General features: G+C 62.8%; 18 protein-coding genes. 9 read left to right on the top strand and 9 right to left on the bottom strand.

Annotated elements, in window-relative coordinates; all coding sequences use genetic code 11:
• Nucleotides 1-10: 10 nt before the first annotated feature.
• Both cysN and cysD read right to left on the bottom strand, forming a co-directional pair.
• Complete coding sequence (gene cysN, locus AC1Q7F_RS18650) at nucleotides 11-1,933, bottom strand: sulfate adenylyltransferase subunit CysN (protein WP_492509588.1); 1,923 nt, start codon at nucleotides 1,931-1,933, stop codon at nucleotides 11-13.
• A 69-nt stretch (nucleotides 1,934-2,002) separates the two neighbouring features.
• Nucleotides 2,003-2,995 carry a sulfate adenylyltransferase subunit CysD gene (gene cysD, locus AC1Q7F_RS18645; RefSeq protein ID WP_492509586.1) on the bottom strand — a complete coding sequence of 331 codons (993 nt, stop codon included), beginning with the start codon at nucleotides 2,993-2,995 and terminating at the stop codon, nucleotides 2,003-2,005.
• Between the two features lie 16 nt (nucleotides 2,996-3,011).
• Here cysD and AC1Q7F_RS18640 point away from each other — a divergent pair, with 16 nt between their 5' ends.
• Together AC1Q7F_RS18640 and AC1Q7F_RS18635 are read left to right on the top strand one after the other, a co-directional pair.
• Nucleotides 3,012-4,112, top strand: coding sequence for a helix-turn-helix transcriptional regulator (locus AC1Q7F_RS18640; protein WP_492509584.1), 1,101 nt, complete (start codon nucleotides 3,012-3,014; stop codon nucleotides 4,110-4,112).
• Between the two features lie 98 nt (nucleotides 4,113-4,210).
• Nucleotides 4,211-4,675, top strand: coding sequence for a nuclear transport factor 2 family protein (locus AC1Q7F_RS18635; RefSeq protein WP_488947242.1), 465 nt, complete (start codon nucleotides 4,211-4,213; stop codon nucleotides 4,673-4,675).
• A 12-nt stretch (nucleotides 4,676-4,687) separates the two neighbouring features.
• On the opposite strand, the gene AC1Q7F_RS18630 is transcribed toward AC1Q7F_RS18635, so the two are convergent.
• Nucleotides 4,688-5,755, bottom strand: a complete 1,068-nt coding sequence (locus AC1Q7F_RS18630) for an alkene reductase (protein WP_492509581.1) — start codon at nucleotides 5,753-5,755, stop codon at nucleotides 4,688-4,690.
• 168 nt (nucleotides 5,756-5,923) lie between these two features.
• On the opposite strand from AC1Q7F_RS18630, the gene AC1Q7F_RS18625 reads away from it, so the two are divergent.
• Nucleotides 5,924-7,123: an MFS transporter gene (locus tag AC1Q7F_RS18625; protein ID WP_492509579.1), complete on the top strand. Its 1,200-nt coding sequence runs from the start codon at nucleotides 5,924-5,926 to the stop codon at nucleotides 7,121-7,123.
• 47 nt (nucleotides 7,124-7,170) lie between these two features.
• On the opposite strand, the gene AC1Q7F_RS18620 is transcribed toward AC1Q7F_RS18625, so the two are convergent.
• Nucleotides 7,171-8,022, bottom strand: a complete 852-nt coding sequence (locus AC1Q7F_RS18620) for a helix-turn-helix transcriptional regulator (RefSeq protein ID WP_492509577.1) — start codon at nucleotides 8,020-8,022, stop codon at nucleotides 7,171-7,173.
• Nucleotides 8,023-8,157: 135 nt separating this feature from the next.
• Here AC1Q7F_RS18620 and AC1Q7F_RS18615 point away from each other — a divergent pair, with 135 nt between their 5' ends.
• A complete protein-coding gene (locus AC1Q7F_RS18615) occupies nucleotides 8,158-8,364 on the top strand; it encodes a ferredoxin (protein ID WP_492509575.1) in 207 nt (68 codons plus the stop codon).
• The gene (locus AC1Q7F_RS18610; protein ID WP_492509573.1) at nucleotides 8,361-9,578 is read left to right on the top strand and encodes a cytochrome P450; all 1,218 of its coding nucleotides are present in this window, start codon (nucleotides 8,361-8,363) and stop codon (nucleotides 9,576-9,578) included. The genes AC1Q7F_RS18615 and AC1Q7F_RS18610 overlap by 4 nt, the downstream gene beginning before the upstream one ends.
• A gap of 95 nt (nucleotides 9,579-9,673) precedes the next feature.
• On the opposite strand, the gene AC1Q7F_RS18605 is transcribed toward AC1Q7F_RS18610, so the two are convergent.
• The gene (locus AC1Q7F_RS18605) at nucleotides 9,674-10,300 is read right to left on the bottom strand and encodes a nuclear transport factor 2 family protein (protein ID WP_492509571.1); all 627 of its coding nucleotides are present in this window, start codon (nucleotides 10,298-10,300) and stop codon (nucleotides 9,674-9,676) included.
• Nucleotides 10,301-10,315: 15 nt separating this feature from the next.
• Nucleotides 10,316-11,485 carry a sulfotransferase family protein gene (locus AC1Q7F_RS18600; protein ID WP_492509569.1) on the bottom strand — a complete coding sequence of 390 codons (1,170 nt, stop codon included), beginning with the start codon at nucleotides 11,483-11,485 and terminating at the stop codon, nucleotides 10,316-10,318.
• 145 nt (nucleotides 11,486-11,630) lie between these two features.
• On the opposite strand from AC1Q7F_RS18600, the gene AC1Q7F_RS18595 reads away from it, so the two are divergent.
• Nucleotides 11,631-12,143, top strand: coding sequence for a nuclear transport factor 2 family protein (locus AC1Q7F_RS18595; protein WP_492509567.1), 513 nt, complete (start codon nucleotides 11,631-11,633; stop codon nucleotides 12,141-12,143).
• A 33-nt stretch (nucleotides 12,144-12,176) separates the two neighbouring features.
• Here the strand turns inward: AC1Q7F_RS18595 and AC1Q7F_RS18590 are convergent, their stop codons facing one another.
• On the bottom strand, nucleotides 12,177-13,874 hold the full coding sequence (locus AC1Q7F_RS18590; RefSeq protein ID WP_492509565.1) for an FAD-dependent oxidoreductase: 1,698 nt from the start codon (nucleotides 13,872-13,874) through the stop codon (nucleotides 12,177-12,179).
• A gap of 213 nt (nucleotides 13,875-14,087) precedes the next feature.
• On the opposite strand from AC1Q7F_RS18590, the gene AC1Q7F_RS18585 reads away from it, so the two are divergent.
• A complete protein-coding gene (locus AC1Q7F_RS18585; RefSeq protein WP_492509563.1) occupies nucleotides 14,088-15,686 on the top strand; it encodes a GMC family oxidoreductase in 1,599 nt (532 codons plus the stop codon).
• Nucleotides 15,687-15,742: 56 nt separating this feature from the next.
• Here the strand turns inward: AC1Q7F_RS18585 and AC1Q7F_RS18580 are convergent, their stop codons facing one another.
• Both AC1Q7F_RS18580 and AC1Q7F_RS18575 read right to left on the bottom strand, forming a co-directional pair.
• Complete coding sequence (locus tag AC1Q7F_RS18580) at nucleotides 15,743-16,609, bottom strand: SDR family NAD(P)-dependent oxidoreductase (protein ID WP_492509561.1); 867 nt, start codon at nucleotides 16,607-16,609, stop codon at nucleotides 15,743-15,745.
• A gap of 15 nt (nucleotides 16,610-16,624) precedes the next feature.
• Complete coding sequence (locus tag AC1Q7F_RS18575; RefSeq protein WP_492509559.1) at nucleotides 16,625-17,743, bottom strand: aromatic ring-hydroxylating dioxygenase subunit alpha; 1,119 nt, start codon at nucleotides 17,741-17,743, stop codon at nucleotides 16,625-16,627.
• Nucleotides 17,744-17,948: 205 nt separating this feature from the next.
• Here AC1Q7F_RS18575 and AC1Q7F_RS18570 point away from each other — a divergent pair, with 205 nt between their 5' ends.
• Together AC1Q7F_RS18570 and AC1Q7F_RS18565 are read left to right on the top strand one after the other, a co-directional pair.
• A complete protein-coding gene (locus AC1Q7F_RS18570) occupies nucleotides 17,949-18,731 on the top strand; it encodes an SDR family oxidoreductase (protein WP_492509557.1) in 783 nt (260 codons plus the stop codon).
• A 197-nt stretch (nucleotides 18,732-18,928) separates the two neighbouring features.
• Complete coding sequence (locus AC1Q7F_RS18565) at nucleotides 18,929-21,319, top strand: TonB-dependent receptor (RefSeq protein WP_492509555.1); 2,391 nt, start codon at nucleotides 18,929-18,931, stop codon at nucleotides 21,317-21,319.
• The last annotated feature ends 143 nt before the right edge of the window (nucleotides 21,320-21,462 follow it).

Here is a 21,462-nt window from a genome sequence, read left to right as displayed (position 1 = left end):
GGGTCTGTGCTCACGGGATCAGGCGGGCAATGATGGCGTCGGCGGCCTGCTCGGCGGTCATCACACTGGTGTCGATGCGCACTTCGGGGTCGACCGGTGGTTCATAGGGGCTGTCGATGCCGGTGAAGTTCTTCAGCTTGCCGGCGCGCGCCTTGGCGTAAAGGCCCTTGACGTCACGCGCTTCGGCGTCCGCCAGGGCTGTGTCGATATGAACCTCGATGAATTCACCGGGCTGCATCATCTGGCGAACCATGTCGCGTTCGGACCGGAACGGCGAGATGAAGGCGGTGATGACGATTAGGCCGGCATCGGTCATCAGCTTCGCCACCTCGCCCACGCGGCGGATATTCTCCACCCGGTCGGCATTGGTGAAGCCCAGGTCGCGGTTCAGCCCATGGCGCACATTGTCGCCATCCAGCAGGAAGGTGTGGCGGTTCATCCGCGCCAGCTTCCGTTCCACCAGATTGGCGATGGTCGATTTCCCGGCCCCCGACAGGCCGGTGAGCCACAGCACGGCGGGCTTCTGGTTCTTGATGGCGGCATGATGCTCGCGCGTCACGTCCAGGGCCTGCCAATGTACATTGTCGGCCCGGCGCAGCGCGAAATGCAGCATGCCCGCCGCCACCGTGGCGTTGGTCATCTTGTCGATCAGGATGAGGCCGCCCAGGTCGCGGCTGTCGGCATAGGCATCGAACGGGATCGGCCGGTCGGTCGATAGATTGGCGACGCCGATGGCGTTGAGATCCAGCGTTTTCGCCGCCAGGTGTTCCATCGTGTTAACATTGACCTGATATTTGGGATGCTGGATCGTCGCGGTGACTGTCTGGGTACCAATCTTCAGCCAGTAGGGACGGCCGGGCAGCATCTCCGCCTCGTCCATCCAGACGATCCTCACCTCGAACTGGTCAGCAACCTGGGGCGGGCTGTCGGCGGCAGCGATGACGTCGCCGCGCGAACAATCGACCTCGTCGGCCAATGTCAGGGTGACAGACTGCCCGGCCACGGCCTGATCGAGATCGCCGTCCAGCGTGACGATGCGCCGGACCGTCGATGTCTTGCCCGACGGCAGGATGCGGATGGCGTCGCCGGGCCGGACCGACCCGGTACCGATCAGGCCGGAGAAGCCACGGAAATCCAGGTTGGGGCGGTTGACCCATTGAACGGCCATGCGGAACGGCTTGCGCGCGTCGGCGGTCGCGTCGATCTCCACCGCTTCCAGATGCTGCATCAGGGAGGGACCTTGATACCAGGGCGTGTTCGCGCTGGGTGTGGTGATATTGTCGCCCTTGAAGCCGGAAATCGGCAGGGCCAAGAAGTCATGGATGCCGATCGTGTGCGCGAAGGCAGCGTAATCCTTCACGATGGCATCGAATACCGGCTGACTGTACCCGACCAGATCCATCTTGTTCACGGCCAGCACGATGTTCTTGATGCCGATCAGATGCGCCAGATAGGAGTGACGGCGGGTCTGCGTCAGCACGCCCTTGCGCGCATCGATCAGGATGATGGCAAGATCGGCCGTGGACGCGCCGGTCACCATGTTGCGCGTATATTGTTCGTGCCCCGGCGTGTCGGCCACGATGAATTTGCGCTTTTCGGTCGCGAAGAAACGATAGGCGACGTCGATGGTGATGCCCTGCTCGCGCTCCGCCGCCAGGCCGTCGACCAGCAGCGCGAAGTCGATCTCCTGCCCCTGGGTGCCGACACGCCGGCTGTCCGCCTCCAGGGCGGCCAACTGATCCTCGAAGATCATCTTGCTGTCATAGAGCAAGCGACCGATCAGCGTCGATTTGCCGTCATCGACCGATCCGCAGGTGATGAAGCGCAGCATCGTCTTGTGACGGTGCGTTTCAAGGTAGGTGTCTATATCCTGCGCGATCAGGGCATCGGTCCTGTAGACGGGATCGGCCGTCAGGGGTCGGAAAGCGGTCATGTCGCTACCTCGTCATGCCGGGGCTTGGCCGGCATTGCATTGATCTGAAAGGGAAGGCGACGCGCAGCGTCAGAAATAGCCTTCCTGCTTCTTCTTCTCCATGCTGGCGTCGCCGGCATCCTTGTCGATGGCGCGGCCTTGCCGTTCGCTGGTCGTGGTCAGCAGCATTTCCTGGATGATCTCAGGCAGGGTCCTCGCCTGGCTTTCGACCGCCCCCGTCAGGGGGTAACAACCCAGCGTGCGGAACCGGATGGACCGTTGCACCGGCACTTCGCCTTCATTCAGACGGAACCGGTCGTCATCCACCATCAGCAGCAATCCATCGCGCTCCACCGTGGGGCGCGGGGCCGCGAAATAGAGGGGGACGATGTCGATGCCTTCCAGATGGATATATTGCCAGATGTCCAGTTCGGTCCAGTTGCTGATCGGGAAGACGCGGATCGATTCACCCTTGGCCTTGCGCGCATTGTAAAGCCGCCAGAGTTCGGGCCGCTGCGCCTTCGGGTCCCAGCGGTGCGAGGCGGTGCGGAAGGAGAAGATGCGTTCCTTGGCCCGGCTCTTCTCCTCGTCCCGTCGCGCGCCGCCAAAGGCCGCATCGAAACCGTGCAGGGTCAGCGCCTGCTTCAGCCCCTCCGTCTTCCACATGTCGGTATGCAGGGCGCCGTGATCGAAGGGATTGATGCCCCGCTCCACCGCCTCCGGGTTCTGGTAGACCAGCAGTTCCATGCCCGCATCCGCTGCCGCCTGGTCGCGCAGGGCGTACATGTCGCGGAATTTCCACGTCGTATCGACATGCAATAACGGAAAGGGCGGCGGGGACGGATAGAAGGCCTTCTTCGCCAGATGCAGCATCACGGCGCTGTCCTTGCCCACCGAATAGAGCATGACGGGTTTTCCTGCCTCAGACACCACTTCACGCATGATGTGGATAGCCTCGGATTCAAGGCGCTGGAGGTGGGTGAGCTCTGGGATGGTCATGTCCTCAACCTGTTCTTGTTCGTCAGAAGACGCTGTTTGTCGTCCCTCGACATGCCATGTTCCCGACCGGTATAAAGCCCCCATCTGGGGGGTGATCGCGATGAATCTGCCAACGGGCGACGATCTTCTGACCGCGATCCATGAGGGGCCGTTTGAACAGCCGCTCTGGTCGAGCTTTCTGGAGCGCTTGCGGGCACAGTTGCAGGCAAATTATGTCAGCCTGATCTTCCGTCCGCCGGACCGGAATGCTGGCGATCCGGTGGAACTGTTTGCCGGCAGCCGTTCGCCCCCGGCATTGCGCCAGCTTTACCAGCAACAGATTTACAGCGATCCCTTGCCGTATTTCCGGCTGCGAGAGGGGCGCGTCTATGCGCTGTCGGAACTGCTGGACATGCAGGACCCGCGGCATTGCACGTTTTTTCAGGATTTGCTGGTGCCAAGCGGCATGCGCCGGGGCCGGATCGTCAGGGTCACCGAGCCGCAGGGCGTCAGTGCCTGGCTGTGCGCGGCGCGCGACGAACCGGAATTCACCGCCGCCAACAGCGCCTTGTTGAGCGCGCTGGTCCCCCATATACGAGGTGCTTTACGCACCTATGTTGCGATCGAAAAGGAACGGTTCCGGGCCAGCGTGGCGACGCAGGCGGTGCAGCGCCTGAATTTCGGATGGATCAGCCTGGACCGGCAGGGGCGCATCGTGGAGGCGAGCGCGCATGCTGAGCATCTGCTACGCCATTGTCCGGAATTGTGCCGGGATCGGCAGGGGCGGCTGACGGGCAGGCGGGTGGCGCTGGGCAAGGAACTGGACGTTGTGATCCGGGAATGCGCGGATAATGTCCAGGCCCGTCCCCGCGCCCTGCCGGTGAGCCGCGACCCGTGGGTGGATATGCTGGTCGTGCCGGCCCAGCGGGAACTGGCTCCCACCGGCCCGGCCCCGGTGGCCATTGCCTATCTGCATGGCGACAGCGAGTCGGTTGCCGACCGGCACGAGCAGATCGCCGAACTGTTCGGCTTGCTGCCCAGCGAGGCGCGGCTGGCCTATGCGCTCAGCCGTGGCATGACGATTGTGGAAGCAGCCGCCCATCTGGGCCTGTCGGAGCAGACGGCGCGCAGCTATTCCAAGACGATCTATGCCAAGATGGGCGCCCGCGGCCAGTCCGACCTGATCCGCTTCATCTTGGCCAGCGTTTTGGCTTTGGCGTGACAAGGGTTTCGAACTGGGTACAGGCAAACAATCATGGCCATGTGCTGTGAATATGCGTAATGTCTATATGTTCATAAAACGCATATAGCGAGTGACGCATGTTGTCGTTACAGGAAATCTCCGACCGGCTTGAGATTCAGGATCTTCTGGCCCGGTACGCCCACGCGATTGATGAACGGGATTGGGACGGGCTGGACCATGTGTTCACGCCCGATGCCCGGATCGACTATAGTGAGGCCGGAGGCATAAAAGGCGATTACCCCGAGATAAAACGATGGCTGCCCATGGCGCTGGAGCGCTTTCCATCATTCCAGCACATGGTCGCCACCTCCAAGCTGACATTGAATGGCGACCATGCCGCTTGCCGCAGCATTCTGTTCAACCCCATGGTCCATCGGGGAGCTGACGGGGCCGATCAGGTGTTCTTCATCGGGCTGTGGTACAAGGACACGCTGGTACGTACGCCGGATGGTTGGCGGATAACCGAGCGGCGTGAAGAGATGAGCTATATTCACAATGCGCCCGCAATGGCGCCGGTACCGGGGCTTGAAAGCGCCGGGTGAGCCGATCCCGACCTATAGGGGCGGATAGTCCGTATATCCCCGTGCGTCATCACCATGCCCACTATAAATCGTATCCCGATCCGGACGGGAAAGCGGGGCATTGCGGTAGAAACGTTCGACCAGATCAGGGTTGCTGATGTAGGGCCGACCGAAGGACACCGCGTCAACGCCCCCCCCATCCAGCAGGGCCTGGGCCGTGTCGCGCTTCAGATTGTTGTTGGCGATCACGGGGCCGGTCCAGTGCGACCTGACCAGGGCCAGCGCGTCCAGTTCCGGCGTCGGGGCGTGGATGACATGCAAATAGGCCAACCCCAGTGGACCGGCCGCCCGCAGCAGCGCGCCATAGGTTGTGGTGGGGTCGTCATCGTGCATGTCATTGTAGGGGTTGTTGGGGAATATGCGGAAACCCACCCGGTCGGCGCCGATGGCTCCGGCCATGCCCTCCAGCACCTCCACCACGAAGCGGATGCGGTTGGTAGCGCCGCCGCCATATCTGTCGGTGCGTTGGTTGCTGCCGGTCGACAGGAACTGCATGGGCAGATAACCACTGGTGCAGTGCAATTCCACCCCCTCCATTCCGGCGGCGCGGGCGTTGCGCGCAGCCTGGACAAACTCCGCGATCACGGCCGGGATTTCGGCGGTTTCCAGGGCGCGGGGCATTTCCGGTGGCACGGGTACGCCATCGGGACCAGGAACCGGATCGCGCGACGCGATGGCGGATGGTGCCACCGTGTCAGCATCGGCATCCTTGTTGGCGCGGACAGAGACGCGACCCACATGCATGATCTGCATCACCATGCCTCCGCCAGCACCTTGCACTGCGCCCGCCACCTCGCGCCAGCCGGCGATTTGCGCCGTGCTGTGGATGCCCGGCGTCCGCCAGTAGCCCTTGCCGGCAGGGCTGGGCTGCACCCCTTCGGTGATGATCAGGCCGGCGCTGGCCCGCTGCCGGTAATATTCCACCATCAGGGCCGTGGGTACATCGCCCGACCCCGCCCGGTCGCGGGTCATTGGCGCCATGACGATGCGGTTGGACAGGTTGATCGCGCCCAGCCGCACGGGTGAGAAGATATCCACCATGGTCTCTCAAATTCTTTCACAATGCGTATTAGATCTAGTATATCACGACGCATATGGATGAGGCTATGGTCAGTCATCAACGAAATCGGCGAATCAGCGCGGAGCGATAGAATGTCTGGATCATTGCGGGATGTCGCCACCACTCCCCTGGCTGGACAGGCGCGCTGGATGCTGCTGCGCGCCTTCCTGGCACAGAACGTCGTGATCGGATGTGCATTCGGGGGCTTCAGTGTCAGCGTACTGGCCATCCAGGAGCGGTTTGAGGCAACGCGCGGGTTAGCCGCCATGGGTCTAGCCCTCACCGTCCTTGCCATGGGGCTTCTGGGTCCGGTGTCGGCGCGTCTGATCATCCGTAACGGGTTGCGGACGACCATGCTGCTGGGGTTGCTGTTATCGGGAAGCGGCTACGTACTGCTTGCGGCTGCACCGAATATGACGGTGGTGCTTGCCGCGTATGGCCTGCTGATCGGCCCAGGTCTGGCGCTGTGCGGGTCCGTTCCGACCAGCCTGCTGGCGGGTGGATGGTATCCGCAGCGGCGTGGCCGGGCCGTGGGTCTTGCCAATGTCCCGCTGTTGATCGCGCTCATTCCATTGCTGGGCCTGGGCATCATCCAGCGTTTCGGCCTGCCGTCATTTTTCCTGGCGCTGGCAGCGCTGCATCTGCTGCTGCTGCCTTTCCTTCTAGGTATTGCCGACCCACCGTCGGTTCCCCGTTCAACCGTTGACGGGAAGAAAGGCGACCATGCCACGACCGCGCCTGCCGACGCGCGCGCCGTTCTTTCCCGCCCATTATTCTGGGTGATGGTGCTGGGCGGCGGAACCTTGAACGCGGCGGGGATCACCGGCATTTCCCACATGGTCGCGCTCGCGGTGGAAAAGGGTGTGCAGGTCGATCTGGCGGCCTTGCTTGTTTCGGTAATGGGGGCGGCGGCTATCCTGGGGTCCATGCTGTCGGGCTTTCTGGCCGACCGGATCGGCGCGGCGCGGACCCTTGCGCTGGTGGGCAGCGGCTTTGCCGCAAGCTGGCTGGTCATCGGCACGTCAAGCTGGTTGCCGGCCATGATCCCGGCGGTGTTCGTCCTGGGTATCTGCGGTCCGGCAATCTATCCGCCGGTCAATATCATGGCAGCCCAGGCCTTCGGCATCGCCGCCCTGCCACGTGCGATTGGCTTTTTCGGCCTGTTCACCCTGCCGCTGACCTTCTGCCTGCCGCCGGCAGCGGGCTGGGTGCGCGACATCACGGGGGATTATGGTCTGGTGACGATCATCGTCATCGGCGCATGCGGGGCGGTGGCGGCACTGTTCCTGCTGGTGGCGCGGGCAATGGGCCGCTCTGCCCGTAAAGCGCCATCGTTCGGGGTCGCTTAGAGCGTATTTCCGGTGACCGGAAACGCCCTGCTAACCTTGCGTTTTCCTCAAACGCCGGCGCCCGTCGCGCGTTGCCGGAAAATGTGTGGCGGCAGGCCGGTCACCCGCCGGAAGACACGCGCGAAGCTGTTGGGATGCGGAAACCCGCACGCAAAGGCGATATTCTTCACCGGCCAATCGGTGCTGACCAGTAAATCCTTGGCGCGTTCGATCCGTGAATTCTCCACATATTTGGCGATGGTGGTGCCGGTCAGGGCCTGGAACTGCCGATGCAGGTGGCGAGGGCTGACGCCGCACAAGGCGGCGAGGTCAGCGGCCGATGGCGGTTCTCCCCCTTCGGCGACCCGTTCGCGTATCCGTCGATATTGCCAGGCGGCCATCCGACCGCTGGCCGGAGTATGGGGTTGCCGCTCGAACAGGCGGCGCATCTCGATCACCAGCAGACTGAAAAGGGCATCCAGCGCATCGACCGACCGATCCACCTCATTGGTGAGTTCGCGATAGGCCAGCCGCATAAGCGCGCGCAGGCCGTCGCTGCGTATATCCAACAGTGATTGCAGGAACCGCAGGGGCGGAGGGCGGTCACCCCCCAGGATTGAAACTGCAACGGTGGGGGCGAAGACAGCGCGCATGACGCGGATATGGCCGCCTTCGCCCCGGCCATGCAGGGCCACATCCGGGTAACGGACGAACAAGGTCCCCATGAAGCAGTGCTGGCCCGGCGCGATGTCGGGGAACTCTGCCGATGCGTCCGCTGAATGCGGCGGCAACGACATTTCCAGCATCAGATCGGTTTCCGTGCGCCGGAAATCGATCATGTCAGGGAAGTGCCATTCGACCAGTTCCAGCCGCCCATCGGCAAGCGCGATCTGGTGAAGGGTCGCAGGTGTGAAATCCATGGTGGCAGTCCGGAGCAGGGGAAAAAGCCATTAGCACGATTAGCGCCGAATGTCCCTTTCTGTTCCAGCCCTCGAATGGGAGGTGGAGTGGGCCGCTGCTAAAATCCGGGCAACGATTTTAGGGAGGAATGATCAATGAAAGTGGTCGTCAACCTGGCGGTCTGCCAGGGACATGCCCGCTGCGAGGATTTGTGTCCGGAGGTGTTCTCCACCGACGCGGTCCTGGGCAAATGCGTCATCAACGAGCCGGAATTTCCGTCCGAGCTTGAGGCCAAGGTGCGGCTGGCCATCCGCAATTGCCCGGAAGGCGCCTTGCGCATCGTGAAGGGAGCCGCGTCATGAGCCTGCTGTGGCAACCGTCCCCGCCCGATCATGTGCCCGTCGACCTGATCGTCGATTTCGATTTCTTCCATATCCCCGAAGGACTGAACGACCCGGCGGAGATCTGGCACGGGCTGGTCCGCCGGAAAGTGCCGTCCATCTTCTATACGCCGCATAATGGCGGCCACTGGGTGTTCCTGAATTACGCCGATATCGTCGAAGCCTATCGCGACCATACGGTGTTTTCCACCCATCAGACGCCGATCCCACCGATCGAGCCGTTTCCCACCATGCAGCCGCAGGGTGTCGATCCGCCCGATCACAATATCTTCCGCCAGCTTCTGGCCCCGATGTTCACGCCGCTGGCCGTGCGCCGGATGACGGAGGGGCTTCAGCACCGGGCAGAGGGGCTGATCTCCGGTTTTGCCGGTCGCAGTGGTTGCGACTTCATCGCCGATTATGCGTCGAAGTTCCCCACCGGTACCTTCCTGGATCTGTTCGGCCTGCCCGAAGAACGGCTGCCAGAATTCCTGCGCATCGCCAATACCTTCTTCCGCAGCACCGACCCGGCCATCCGCGCCGCGAACGTGACGGAGATCTATGGTGTGCTGGAGGAACTGTTCCGGGAGAAGGAACGCAATCCAGGCAATGACATCGCCTCGACCATCGTCAATGCCCGCACGCCAGAGGGCAAGCAGCATGCCTGGCACGATATCCTGAATTGCGGCTTCCTGCTGTTCGTGGCCGGGCTGGACACTGTGACCAACACCATGGCCTATGTCTGGCGTTATCTGGCGACCACCCCGGCCGCCCGCGCGCATTTCCGCGACAAGCTGGATGATCCGGCAGCCTTCCTGCTGGCCATTGAGGAGTTGATGCGCATCAACGCCGTCTCGAACCTCTATCGCCGGGTCACGCATGATTGCGAATTCCGGGGCATCCAGTTGAAGCGCAACGACCGCGTAGTGCTGCCCAATACGGTGGCCAACCGCGATCCGGCGGTTTTCGAGAACCCGCAGACCATCGACCTCGACCGCAAGGTCAACAACCATGTGACCTTTGGTGTCGGACCTCATCGCTGCATGGGATCGCATCTGGCCAAGCGGGAAATCATGATCTCGCTTCAGGAATGGCTGAAGCAGATCCCCGACTTCCAGTTGGCCGAGGATCAGGAAGCCTTTTCCGCCTTCGGCGGCGCCGTTATGGGCTTTGAATCGCTGAAGCTGGTCTGGTAGGGGCCGGGTCGAAGGGAACATGGCGTGCGACCGGGAAAGTTTCCTTGCGAGGAAACTTTCCCGGTCGCTTTCAGCCATCTGATCAAGGGTAGGCCCTAACTCCGCACGCGCGGGCGGGGCAGGGGGGCGTCCCGGCGCATGGTCTCGATGAAGCGGTCCAGGGGGGCGGGTGGGGCGACGGGGCCATCATGGGGCTTGCCGTCGCGCGCCCAATAGTCCTTCCAGGAGGGGAACAGGTCGTGGAAGCTGCCTTCGTAGGGCGGCACGCCGGGCCAGCGCATCTTGCGCTGGCCGATGGGCGGCTTGTTGAGGTCGCTGGCGTACCAGTAGAGCGGCAGGCGGCGGCGGAAATACCAGCGCCCGTCGATCCGCTCATACTTGTCGAAATACATCATCTGCATGATGACCCATTCCGGTCCGCTTTCATGCTCGTTCTTGGAATAGACGACGCCCTGGGCATGGTCGGCATCATCGAAATCGATGATATGGCCGCCGATATGGTGGGAGGTGCCGTCGAACTGTATCGAATGCGTCTCGTCGAACCAGTCGCGCAGCGCCTTGCGACCGGTCTTGCCGCCGCCGACCTTCACATCCTCGGGGAACAACCCCACCCAGGCGTCTGAATCGCGCATGTCCAGCGCCAGCGCGTATTTCGCGGGCAGTTGACGGATGGCGTCCAGCGATTCCAGCCGGTCGATCCGGGCTTCCAGCGTCATGGTCATGTGATGTCGTCCGGATCATCGGATATAGCGGGCGCGGTAATCCGCGAAGGCCTGCTTGATCGCCGCCTCGTCCAAGCCGAAACGTTCCAGCGAATAGTCATGCGCGGGTCGTTGTTCCCGCTGATTACCTTCCATGAATTCGGTCAGGGCGGCATCGGTGTCGGGACCGGTCGGGATGCCCATTCGGTCCAGTACGCGCCTGGCCTCCTGCAGTGGCGTCCGGGCCACCGCACGGTAATCGATGTCGATGAACCGTTCCTCGCCAATGCGCACGCGCGCCGTCTCGAACCGTTGCATCCACTCGATCAGGCGGGCCAGCCAGAATGCACCAACCTCCGCGTCCGATATCCGGGCGCCGAGCTTGTAGAGGGTGGCCTGCATGCTGACATAGGAGGGCACGGTCTGCAGCGGGTCGCGGTGGGTCATGATCAGCAGCGCGTCGGGGAACGCCTTGGCCGCCAATTCGGCATAGGGCAGGTTCGACGGGCTTTTCAGGATCCAGCGTTTGCCGCGACGCGACGGCTCCTGCCATTGCAGGTATTTCAGAATGGTCTTCAGGTCCTCATGCCCACGGGACTGGTCATAGGCGTTCAGCCAGCGGGCGAAACTGGGCACGAAGGTCATGCCCTCCACCATGGTGCTGACAAACATCTGGCCCAGGATCAGGATTTCCTCGTCCGGCGCCTCCGGGTCGAGCGGGTGGATGGAGGCCAGTTCCGGGGCCGCGTTCAGCCAGCCGTCGATCATCGCCTGGGCATAGGCGCGGCGTTCGACCGGGTCGCCGGGCTTTTCGTTCGGGAATGGCGCGAAATTCTGCGCCTCGAACCAGCGGATGGCCGTCATGCCGGGTGCCTGGGCCAGCAGGCGGTGGAAAATCGTGCTGCCGGTACGCGGAAGTCCCAGGATGATGCCGGCGACCTCCACCCGCTCGTCAAGAATGTCGGGGTGGCGTTTGATGTCGTCCACCATGCGCAGCCGGCTGGTCAGCCCCTTGATAATCACCTCTGTCTGCATGGCAAGGCCCTGTGCCGTCAGGCGGCCTTCCTGATTGGCGGCGGCGATGTAACGGTCCATCGGCTCCAGGAACCAGGTGTCGCCGAAATCGTCCAGACCCGCGCGGTCGGATGCTGCCCGCAACAGGGCGTCACGGTCAAAATGGGCCGGCATTGCCTGTTGATCGGCCATGGTGCGCTCTCTCCCGGAGTCTATGAATGATACTGTCTGCTGTTGGGCATATTGTGCGTCAATACGAACAAATCTTCAATTTCATTCGACGAATGCGTATAAATCTGTTAAAAAATATACGCAGAACATTGAGTGGAGAGGCGTTATGAGCCCTGATCTGGAGGCCCGGATTGCGCGGCTGGAGGATATCCAGGCGATCCAGGCATTGAAGGCGCGCTATGTCCGCGCCTGCGACCGCAAGCAACCGGAGATCGTCAGGAACTGTTTCACTGCCGATGCAGTCATCGATTTCGAAGGTTTTCCGCTGTTCACCGACCCGGACGCCTTCGCCGCGATCTTTCAGCAATGGGGCTGCCGGCCCAACATCGTGGACATGCATCATCTCAGCAATGCCATCGTCGAACTGACCGGCCCGGACAAGGCCACCGGATGGTTCGATCTGCACTTCTTTCAGATCGACACCGACACCAGACGGCACACCCAGTTGGCCGTCAATTACGAGGATGAATTCGTCCGTGTCGGGGATCAGTGGCGGATCACCCGGTCGGTCAGCCGCCGCATGTCCATGCTGGTCAAGCAGGTGGACGAGAAGGGCGCCGAGCAGGTGCTGGTCGCCGCCCGCTCCGACATTGAAGTCCCGCCCGCGCCGCCGCGATGAGACGGCGCGGGATCCAGGGCCCTGACCTATCGGTCAGGGCTGGTTGGCACCCATCGCATGCCGGCCCGCGATATAGCCGAAGGTCATGGCCGGCCCCAGGGTGACACCGGCACCGGGATAACTTTCGCCCATCACAGAGGCGGCGTTGTTCCCCACGGCATAGAGGCCGGCAATCACCTGATCGTCGCGGTCCAGGACGCGGGCATGTTCGTCGGTGACGATGCCGCCATTGGTGCCGATATCGCCGCCATGGATAGGAAGCGCATAGAAGGGCCCCTTCTCGATGGGGGCCAGCGTGGGGTTTGGCTTCACCCGCTGGTCACCATACATCCGGTCATAAGCGGGGCCACCCCGGTCGAATTCACTGTCCACCCCTTTGCGCGCATCGGCGTTGAACCGTTCCAGCGTGGCCTTGAGGGTGGCCGGCGGCACGCCGATGGCTTCGGCCAGCTTCTCCACCGTCGGGGCCTTCTTCAGCACCTGGCGCACCCCCGCCGGGTGCAGGGCGTCGGGGATCAGCGGCAGCAGCGCGCCGGCCGGGTATTTGTGGCGGTAGGTGGCGTCGAACACGAACCAGGAGGGGTTGGTCTGGCCACCCTCCCGCTCCATCGCGATCATCTGCTTGCCCACCACATGATAGGACGCGGCCTCATTCAGATACCGCTTGCCCTGCCGGTTGACCATGATGCAGCCGGGCAGGGCGCGTTCGATGGAGGAGAGGCGGGCCCGATCCTCACCCGGAACGCGGAAGACCGGGGCCGACCATGTGGATTGTAGATTGCGCATGCCGGCGCCAATCCGGTCGGCCGCCAGGATGCTGTCGCCGGTATTGTTGACCTGCGAGCCGCTGATCTCCGGATCATCGGAACCCGGTAGATATTTGGCCCGCATCTCGCGATTGCGCTCAAACCCGCCGGCCGCCAGGATCACCCCGCGACTTGTCCCGACTCGTACCTTCTTGCCGTCCTGCATGACGACGGCACCGGTCACGCGCCCGTCCTGGACTACCAGATCCAGCAGCGGCGTTTCCAGCCAGACGGGGATGCCGCGTTGCTTGATGGCCATCCACAGCCCGCCGACCAGGGCGTTGCCCAGAGTCAGGCGCCGATCCTTGCGTGACCGGAAACGGTGGGGAAGGTCGCTGACATAGTCCCACAGCATCCTGGCCAGCACCTTCTGCCATCCCTTGTTGCGGAACAGCAGATAGTGGGTGTCGGCGAAACTCCAGTTGATGACGCCACCCAGGCTGGCGGCGGGCGAGGGGCCGCGCAGCTTCAGGATATCGTCACCCAATTGGCGACCGTCGAAGGTGCGCGGCAGATGGGTGCGGAACCCATGTTTCCCGCCCGGATACTCGACATGGTAATCGGGATAGGGCACGCTGTCATACCGCACGGGTGTATTGACCTGCAGCCAGCGCAGCATTTCCGGGGCGTGGCGGATGAAGGCGCGGATCACCCCGTCCGGCACATTGGGCGCGCTTTGTGGGCGGACATAAGTGAAGGCGTCCTCGGCGCTATCCTCCAGGCCGGCCGCACGCGCCTCATCACTGCACGGAATCCAGATGCCGCCGCCGGACGTGGCCGAGGTGCCGCCGAATTCCGCCGCCTTTTCGATCACCAGCACCTTGCCGTGCGCGTCGGCGGCGTTGATGGCGGCGGTCAGGCCGCCAGCGCCGGAGCCCACCACAAGCACGTCGACCTCGTGATCCCAAAGGTCTGCCCCTGCCATTCCCTACCCCTGTCGTGATCGTGTTGTTCATTCGGTTTGATGATGTATGCTACGCAAATCATCAATATCACGGGCAATGTTTATATGATATCCCGGCCGGCCTCCATGATATTCTTCGCGTCATGGAGATATCCCGGCGACTGACCGGGTGCTGACATGCCAACAGCTTGCCAATAGCATAGACCGCGCCACCGGGCGCCGTGGGGAGAGAACATGGCCGACACCTATGATTTCATCATTGTGGGCGCGGGCTCGGCGGGCTGCGTCCTAGCCGGCCGGCTGTCCGCGGACCCGCGCAACAAGGTCTTGCTGATCGAGGCGGGCGGGCATGACCGCAGTGTCTTCATCCAGGCGCCCGGCGGCCTGCTGCCGATCATGTATGGTGGCCTGTTCCAGTGGATGCATGTCAGCGTTCCCCAGAAACATGCCGGTGACCGGCAGATGTATACCCCGCGCGGCAAGGTGCTGGGCGGCTCCTCCTCGATCAACGGCATGGTCTATGACCGGGGCGCGCGCAGCGATTATGACCTGTGGCGGCAATTGGGGAACGAGGGGTGGAGCTTTGACGATGTGCTGCCCTATTTCCGCAAGCTGGAGGATTACCGGCCGGGCGGCGACGCCACCTATCACGGGCGTGGCGGACCGGTACTGGTCACCCGGCCGGGCATCGTCCACCCGCTGGCCCGCGCGTTTGCGGCGGCGGCGCAGGCGGCGGGCGTTCCCTATAATGACGATACCAATGGCGCTGCGCGCGAAGGGGTCGGCCCCGCTGATGTGACGGCATCGGCCGGGCGGCGGTGGAGTGCCGCACGCGCCTATCTGCGGCCGGCGCGCGGGCGGCCCAACCTGCATGTCGTGACCGAGGCGCATGTGGAGCGGGTCGTGGTTACCAACCGGCGGGCAACGGGCGTCACCTATAGCCGTAAGGGCACACGGGTCACGGCGCAGGCCACGCGTGAGGTGATCGTGTCGGCCGGGGCCATCCATTCGCCCCATGTCCTGATGCTGTCCGGCATCGGGGAGGGCGCGCATCTGGCAGCGCACGGCGTGCCGGTGGTGCATGACCTTCCCGGCGTCGGGCAGAATTACCGCGACCATGTGGCGGTCACGGTCAAGCAGGCCTGCACCCAGCCCATCTCCATGTTCAATTTCTTCAACCCGCTGGTGGCGGCGAAGGGGATCGTCAATTTCCTGCTGTTCCGCCGAGGGCCCCTGGCCAATCCGCCGGCCGAGGTGTCCGCCTATCTGCGCACCATGCCCGGATCGGCGGAACCGGACGTGAAAGTGCATTTCGCCATGGCGCTGTACGAGGCGATGGGGCGCAAGCTGATCATGCAGCACGGGTATTTCGCCCATATCGATCTGCTGAGCCCGCACAGCGTTGGCGAGATCCGCCTGACGGGGCCGTCGCCGTCCGACCCGCTGGCCATTGATCCCAACATCCTGTCGACGCCGGAAGATCTGGCCATGGGCCGGGCCGCCATCCGCGCCGTGCGCGATATATTTGCACAGGCGCCGTTCGATCCGCTGCGTGGTGAGGAACTGGCCCCCGGTGCCGATGTGCGGTCGGACGCGGAGTTGGACGCCTATCTGCGGGCCAGCGCCATTTCCGACATCCACAGCGTCGGCACCTGCCGCATGGGGCACGATCCGATGGCCGTGGTCGATCCGCAATTGCGAGTGCACGGCGTCCAGGGGCTGCGCGTCGTCGACGCGTCGGTCATGCCGCGCGTGCCCGGTGGCAACACCAATGTCCCAACGATGATGGTCGCCGAAAAGGCAGCGGACATGATCCTGGGGCGGCAGGGCTGAGGAAGGAGAGGGGGGAAGGGGCGGTTGCCGCCTCCCCCTCTCCCTTGGTGGTCTTGTTAGGTGACGATGGCCGGGTGCGGGATGCGTGGGTCGCCCAGCATCGCGCGATAGGAGGGCGGGATACGTCCATTGCTGTCGGTCAGGCCATAGCGCCCGGCAATTTCCGCCGATATCAGCGTTTGGCCGTTCAGGTCGGCACGGGCTGGATCGGCATGGATGGCGGCGATCACCCGTCCGTTGAATTCCGGCGTCTCCGCATCGGCCATGAATTTCTCATATTGCGCGGGATGTTCGGCCAGCGTGCGGGCGCTTCGTTCCGTCAGCAATGGCCCCATCCACAGCGCTACCGCCGCCACGCCCGTTTCCCGGAAATCCACCCCCATATCGGCGGCGAACTTATCCACGCCCGCCTTCTGCGCGCCATAGGCGGGCCCGTGCATGTAGCAGACGGAACCGAAGGAGGAGGTGAAGGCGATCAACCCGTCACGGGCCGGCACCATCATCCTTGCTGCATGCCAACTCGCCAGATAATGCGACCGCAGGCCGACATCCAGGATATCCACCAGCCCGGTGGATTTCTCCCAGAACGGGCCCGGCCTCACCAGATCGTCATGCAGCGACGCCACATTATTGACCAGGATGTCGAGCCGGCCGCTCTCCGTGGCGACCCGGTCGAACAGGACAGCGATGGCCTGTTCGTCGGCATGGTCTACCTGCACCGCCCGGCCTTCGCCGCCCGCAGCGTCGACCTGCGCCGCCGTTGCGCCGATGGTACCGGGCAGCGGCGCCTGACCCTCGGTGATGGTGCGTCCGGTGACATAGACCCGGAAACCCTTCTGGCCCAGGGCCACGGCGATGCCGCGCCCCGCACCCCGGCTGGCGCCCGTGACCAATGCCACGGGGCGCTCGCTTCTGTTCGCCATGGATTGCTTCCTGCTTCAGGCGGCCTGATTGCCGTCACGCTTGTCGATGCTGACGACCAGACCATTGACCCGCTTCTGCCATTCCTCGACCTTGTCGCGCGGCTGGAAGAACTGCTTGTACCAGGTGCGAAGCTTGCCGAAGGGGCCGTCGCCCGCCACCACCATGGGGTTGATGCAGGGGCGCTTGTACTGCCACACCTCCACATCCTGGGCCAGGGCCAGGCGGCTGCCTTCCTGATAGGCCAGGGCGCCTGCCCGTTGTTCGTCGGTGATGGGACTGCTGCCGTCATTCACCTGCACCATCAGCCCGTGCCAAACCCGGGTGCAGCCTTCTTCCACTGGTGTATGGGCAATCATGATCAGCGAATTGAAGTCACCCTTCATTTCAGACTGCAGGATGGCCGGGCCGGTATACCAGGTGGAGGTATGGAGCTGCGCCCCTGGCGCGCTCACCAGTGTGCGGTGGCCCGAAGAGAAATACTGATAGACCACATGTCCCTTGAATTCATTGGCAAAATAGGTGGTGTTGACCGACCCGTGGATCGGCGTGAAATGGGCCAGATCGGCCATGTTGTCCACGATCTCGATCGGATGGCTGGTGAGATCGCCCATATGGTCGATCTTCCAGCGCACCCAGCCAGCCTCGTCCCAGTGGCCACCAAAGTCGGGCAGGGGATATTCTGGTTCCTGTTGTTCCGGGTCGTGCCAGATCCAGATGATACCGGCCCGTTCCACCGTGGTGAAGGTGCGCAGCTTCGCCGCCTTCGGCCGCTGCTGCGAATAGGGGATGTGATCGCAGGCCCCGTCGGCGCCGAAGCGCCAGCCATGATAGGGGCAGCGGATGGACTCACCTTCGATCTGTTCCCCGTCGCGCACGATATAGGAAGTGGCGTTCTTGGCCAGATGCGCGCCCATGTGCGGGCAGTAGGCCTCCACCACATAGGCGGTGCCACTCTCGCCGCGATACAGCACCAGGTCCTGGCCGAAATAGCGGATGGGCTTGGGGCTCTTGGTCGCGTCATCCGACGTGCCGATCATGAACCAGCCGCGTGGATAGTCGAAGCTTCCCAGTCGATAATCCGCTGACGTCACCATGTCGGTACCCTTTCGTTCGATATATGCGCCATCATACATCGCCCCTTCCCATAGGGGCAAGTCGGTGCGGATCATATCTGCATCAATTTATCTACGCAAATGATCAATTAAATTACGAAGAATGTTGATGATGTAGATCAAAATGTTATTAGTTTTACGCATGATATTAATCTCCCATCCAGATGACGGCGGTCGCGCATGGATCGCCGCCGCCCATCGGGAGACAGAGGAAGGGGAAACCGACATGGGTATTCGACTGGACGGCAAGGTCGCGCTGGTGACCGGCGGCACGCGTGGGATCGGCGCGGCGATCGTGCGCCGGCTGCTGGCAGCGGGCTGTGTTGTGGAAACTTGCGGAAGGTCCGCACCGGAGGCGTCGATTATGGAGGATGGCCGCGAGGCTGGATTCCAGGCATGCGACATCCGCGATCCGGTCCAGGTGGCGTCCCTGGTCACCGCGATCATTGGCCGCCATGGCCGGCTGGACATCGTGGTCAACAATGCCGGCGGGTCGCCGCAGGCGGCGGCGGCAACGGCCAGCCCGCGCTTTTCCGAACGTATCCTGCAACTGAACCTGCTGGCCCCGCTGCATGTGTCGCAGGCGGCTTATCCGCATCTGAAGACATCGCGCGGGTCGATCATCAATATCGCCAGCGTCAGCGCCGTGCGCCCATCGCCCGATACGGCGATTTATGGTGCCGCCAAGGCGGGCCTGCTCAGCCTGACCACCAGCCTGGCCCAGGAATGGGGGCCGGAGGTGCGCGTCAACGCCATCATCGTCGGCCTGATCGAAACGGAGAGCGCGGAGATGACCTATGGGTCGTCGCGCGCTCAGGAACGGATTGCTGCATCTCTGCCCCTGGGGCGGATGGGGCGCGGCGGTGACGTGGCTGAGGCGGTCCTGTTCCTCGCCTCGCCGGGGGCAGCCTATGTCAGTGGCGCGCAACTGGCCGTGCATGGCGGCGGGGAGCGCCCGCTGTTCCTGGATATCGTCAAGCAGGAAGCCGGGCCTGCGTCGCCACCCTGATGCGGTAACTTCGACGCTTGACGTGGCTTCGCATATATCGTTCCAGAATCGCGCGCAACATACGCAAAAAGACATAATATGATTTGATAAGTTTTATCATGCGTATTAAAAATCAAATCACAGGCCGCATGAGCGGCCTGCGGAAAGGCTGCGCAGACGGCCGCCGACAACCGAAAATCAAGGAAATGGGAGGGATTATGTACGCTTCATGGAGCCGCCGGTTGGCGGCCATTGCCGCTATGATGCTGGTATCGCCTGTGGCGGTGCAGGCGCAGGAGAAAAGCGCGCCGCCCGCGCAGGATGAATTCTCCGGTCTTCTGGAAATCGTGGTCACGGCGCGGCGCGTGTCTGAATCGCTTCAGACCATTCCCGTGGCAGTGACGGCGCTCAGCGGTGACTTTCTTGAACAGCAGAATATCAAGGATGTCACGTCCATTCCGCAATTCACGCCGAATCTGACGATCCTACAGCAATCGACCAGCCCGACGGCGGCCTCGGTCTATATCCGCGGTATCGGCAACCAGGAACCTTCGTCGGTCGCCGAACAGGCGGTCGGCATCTATCTGGACGGCGTCTATGTCGCACGCTCGGCCGGTGCCTTGTTCGATCTGGTCGACCTGGAACGGATCGAGGTTCTGCGCGGGCCGCAGGGCACCCTGTTCGGCCGCAACACGGTGGGTGGCGCCATCCAGCTTGTGTCGCGCAAGCCATCCGACAATTTCCATGCCGAGGCCAAGGCCGGCTATGGCCGCTATAATGACTGGTATCTGCGCAGCCGGGTCGATACCGGCATTATCGCCGACACGCCATTCAAAGCTTCATTTTCCGCGATGCACCGGCAGCGCGACGGCTATGTCGACAACCGGCTGCGTCCCGCCAGCGACGATCCGGGCGCGTTGAACGGTGATGCATTCATCGCCAACATCCAGGCCGATTTCGAGAAGGCCACGGTCAATTACAGTTTCGACTATAATGACCGTCGCGGCTCCTCGCCCTATTTCCAGGTTCTGCAGGCAACGCCGGACACGATCGCCTATTTCGGCCAATCGGCATCGCTGGGTGGCGATCCGTTCCTGATCAGCCCCGATCGCCTCGGCACCGGCCTGATGGCAGGCTTCCGGGATCGCGATGGCAAGACGCGTTATGATGCCACCGCCAAGATCAAGGGCCATGGCCTGACGGTCGAATATGAAGCGCTGCCGGAAATGACGCTGAAATCGATCAGTTCCTACCGCACCTTCTTTCAGGATACGATCCTGACGCTGGGTGGGAACGGCAATCTGCGGGGGCGGGTGATCGATTTCACGTCCCCGACGCTGACCTCGGTGCAGCCGGTAACGCTGCTGAACGGCAACAACGCCCCGCAGAAGCAGTGGCAGTTCAGCCAGGAGCTCCAGGCCCTGGGCACGGTCGGAGAGTTCAGCTATGTCGCGGGCGCCTATTATTTTTATGAGAAATCTTCGGAATCGAACCAGCAGGCCCTGACCGTGGCGCTGCCTGTCGCAGCGCTGGGCTTTGCCGGCTTTCCGCAGAGCGTGGCGGACGCCGTCGCGGCGCTTAATCCCGGCTTGCGGCTCCTCGGTCTCAACCTGACCCCGGTCCAGGCGTTCGGCGGTACGGCGTCCTCGAAGGCTGCCTTCGGTCAGGTCAGCTGGAAGCCCGCTTTGTTCGAGGAAAGGCTCGAACTGACCGGTGGCCTGCGCTACACCGAGGATCGCAAGACCCTCGATCTGCGCGGTGACGTCGTGCCGAACCTGCATGGCAAGGTAAGCTACGATGACCTGTCCTGGCTGCTGTCGGCCAATTACCGCTTTACTGACGACGTGATGGGCTATGTCCGGCTCTCCACCGGCTATCGTTCGGGTGGCATGAGCCCACGAGCCGTCGTGATCAACGCGTTTGAACCCGAGGACGTGATGGCCTATGAGGGGGGCGTCAAGACGGAGCTGTTCGACCGTCGCGTCCGCTTCAACCTCGCCCTGTTCCAGACCGATTACGACAATCAGCAGATCAACCAGTTCGCCGCCGGTTCGGGCGGCGTCAATTCGCTGATCGTCAATGCCGGTAAGGTGCAATTGCGCGGGGTTGAAGCCGAACTGACCGTGGCGCCGGTAGAGGGACTGACCTTCGACGGGTCGCTGGGTTACACCGATCCCAAGTACAAGCAGTATCTGTATCGGGACCCGTTGACCAACGTGCTGATCGATGTGGCGGATGAAGCCCGCATGCCGCAATCGGCCAAGTTCAACGCGCATGTCGGGGGACAATATTCGACACCGGTCGAACTCGGGCGTCTCACGGCGCGTGTCGATTATGCTTATCGCAGCACGCTCTATTACAACAATCTGGATCGGGTCAATGTTTTCAACAAGCAGGTGCGATCACGGCCGGATCATAATCTGAAGGCGCGCCTCTCCCTGTCTGAAATCCAGGTGCAGGGGGGCGAAATGGAGATCGGGATCTGGGGTGACAATCTGACCAATCAGCGGAACATAGACTTCGCCATCGATTTCGGATCGCTGAACTATGCGGCGGGCTCCTACAAGCAGCCGCGCACGTTCGGGGTGGATGCGAAGATCAGCTTCTGACCCGCAATGAATGAAAGGGGGGAACCGCTGGTTCCCCCCTTTCATTTGAGCAGGTGATATGATGGCGGTAAGCATCCGGCGTAGGCCCATTCAGGGTTTTGCCTTCCAATTCCATGGCAAGAGTTCGGCGATTGCCTTTGCTG

Source organism: Niveispirillum sp. GW835-FHT14G11 (assembly GCF_058793615.1).
The sequence above is the reverse complement of the archived record's forward strand: the minus strand, read 5'-3'. Positions and strand labels throughout refer to the sequence as shown.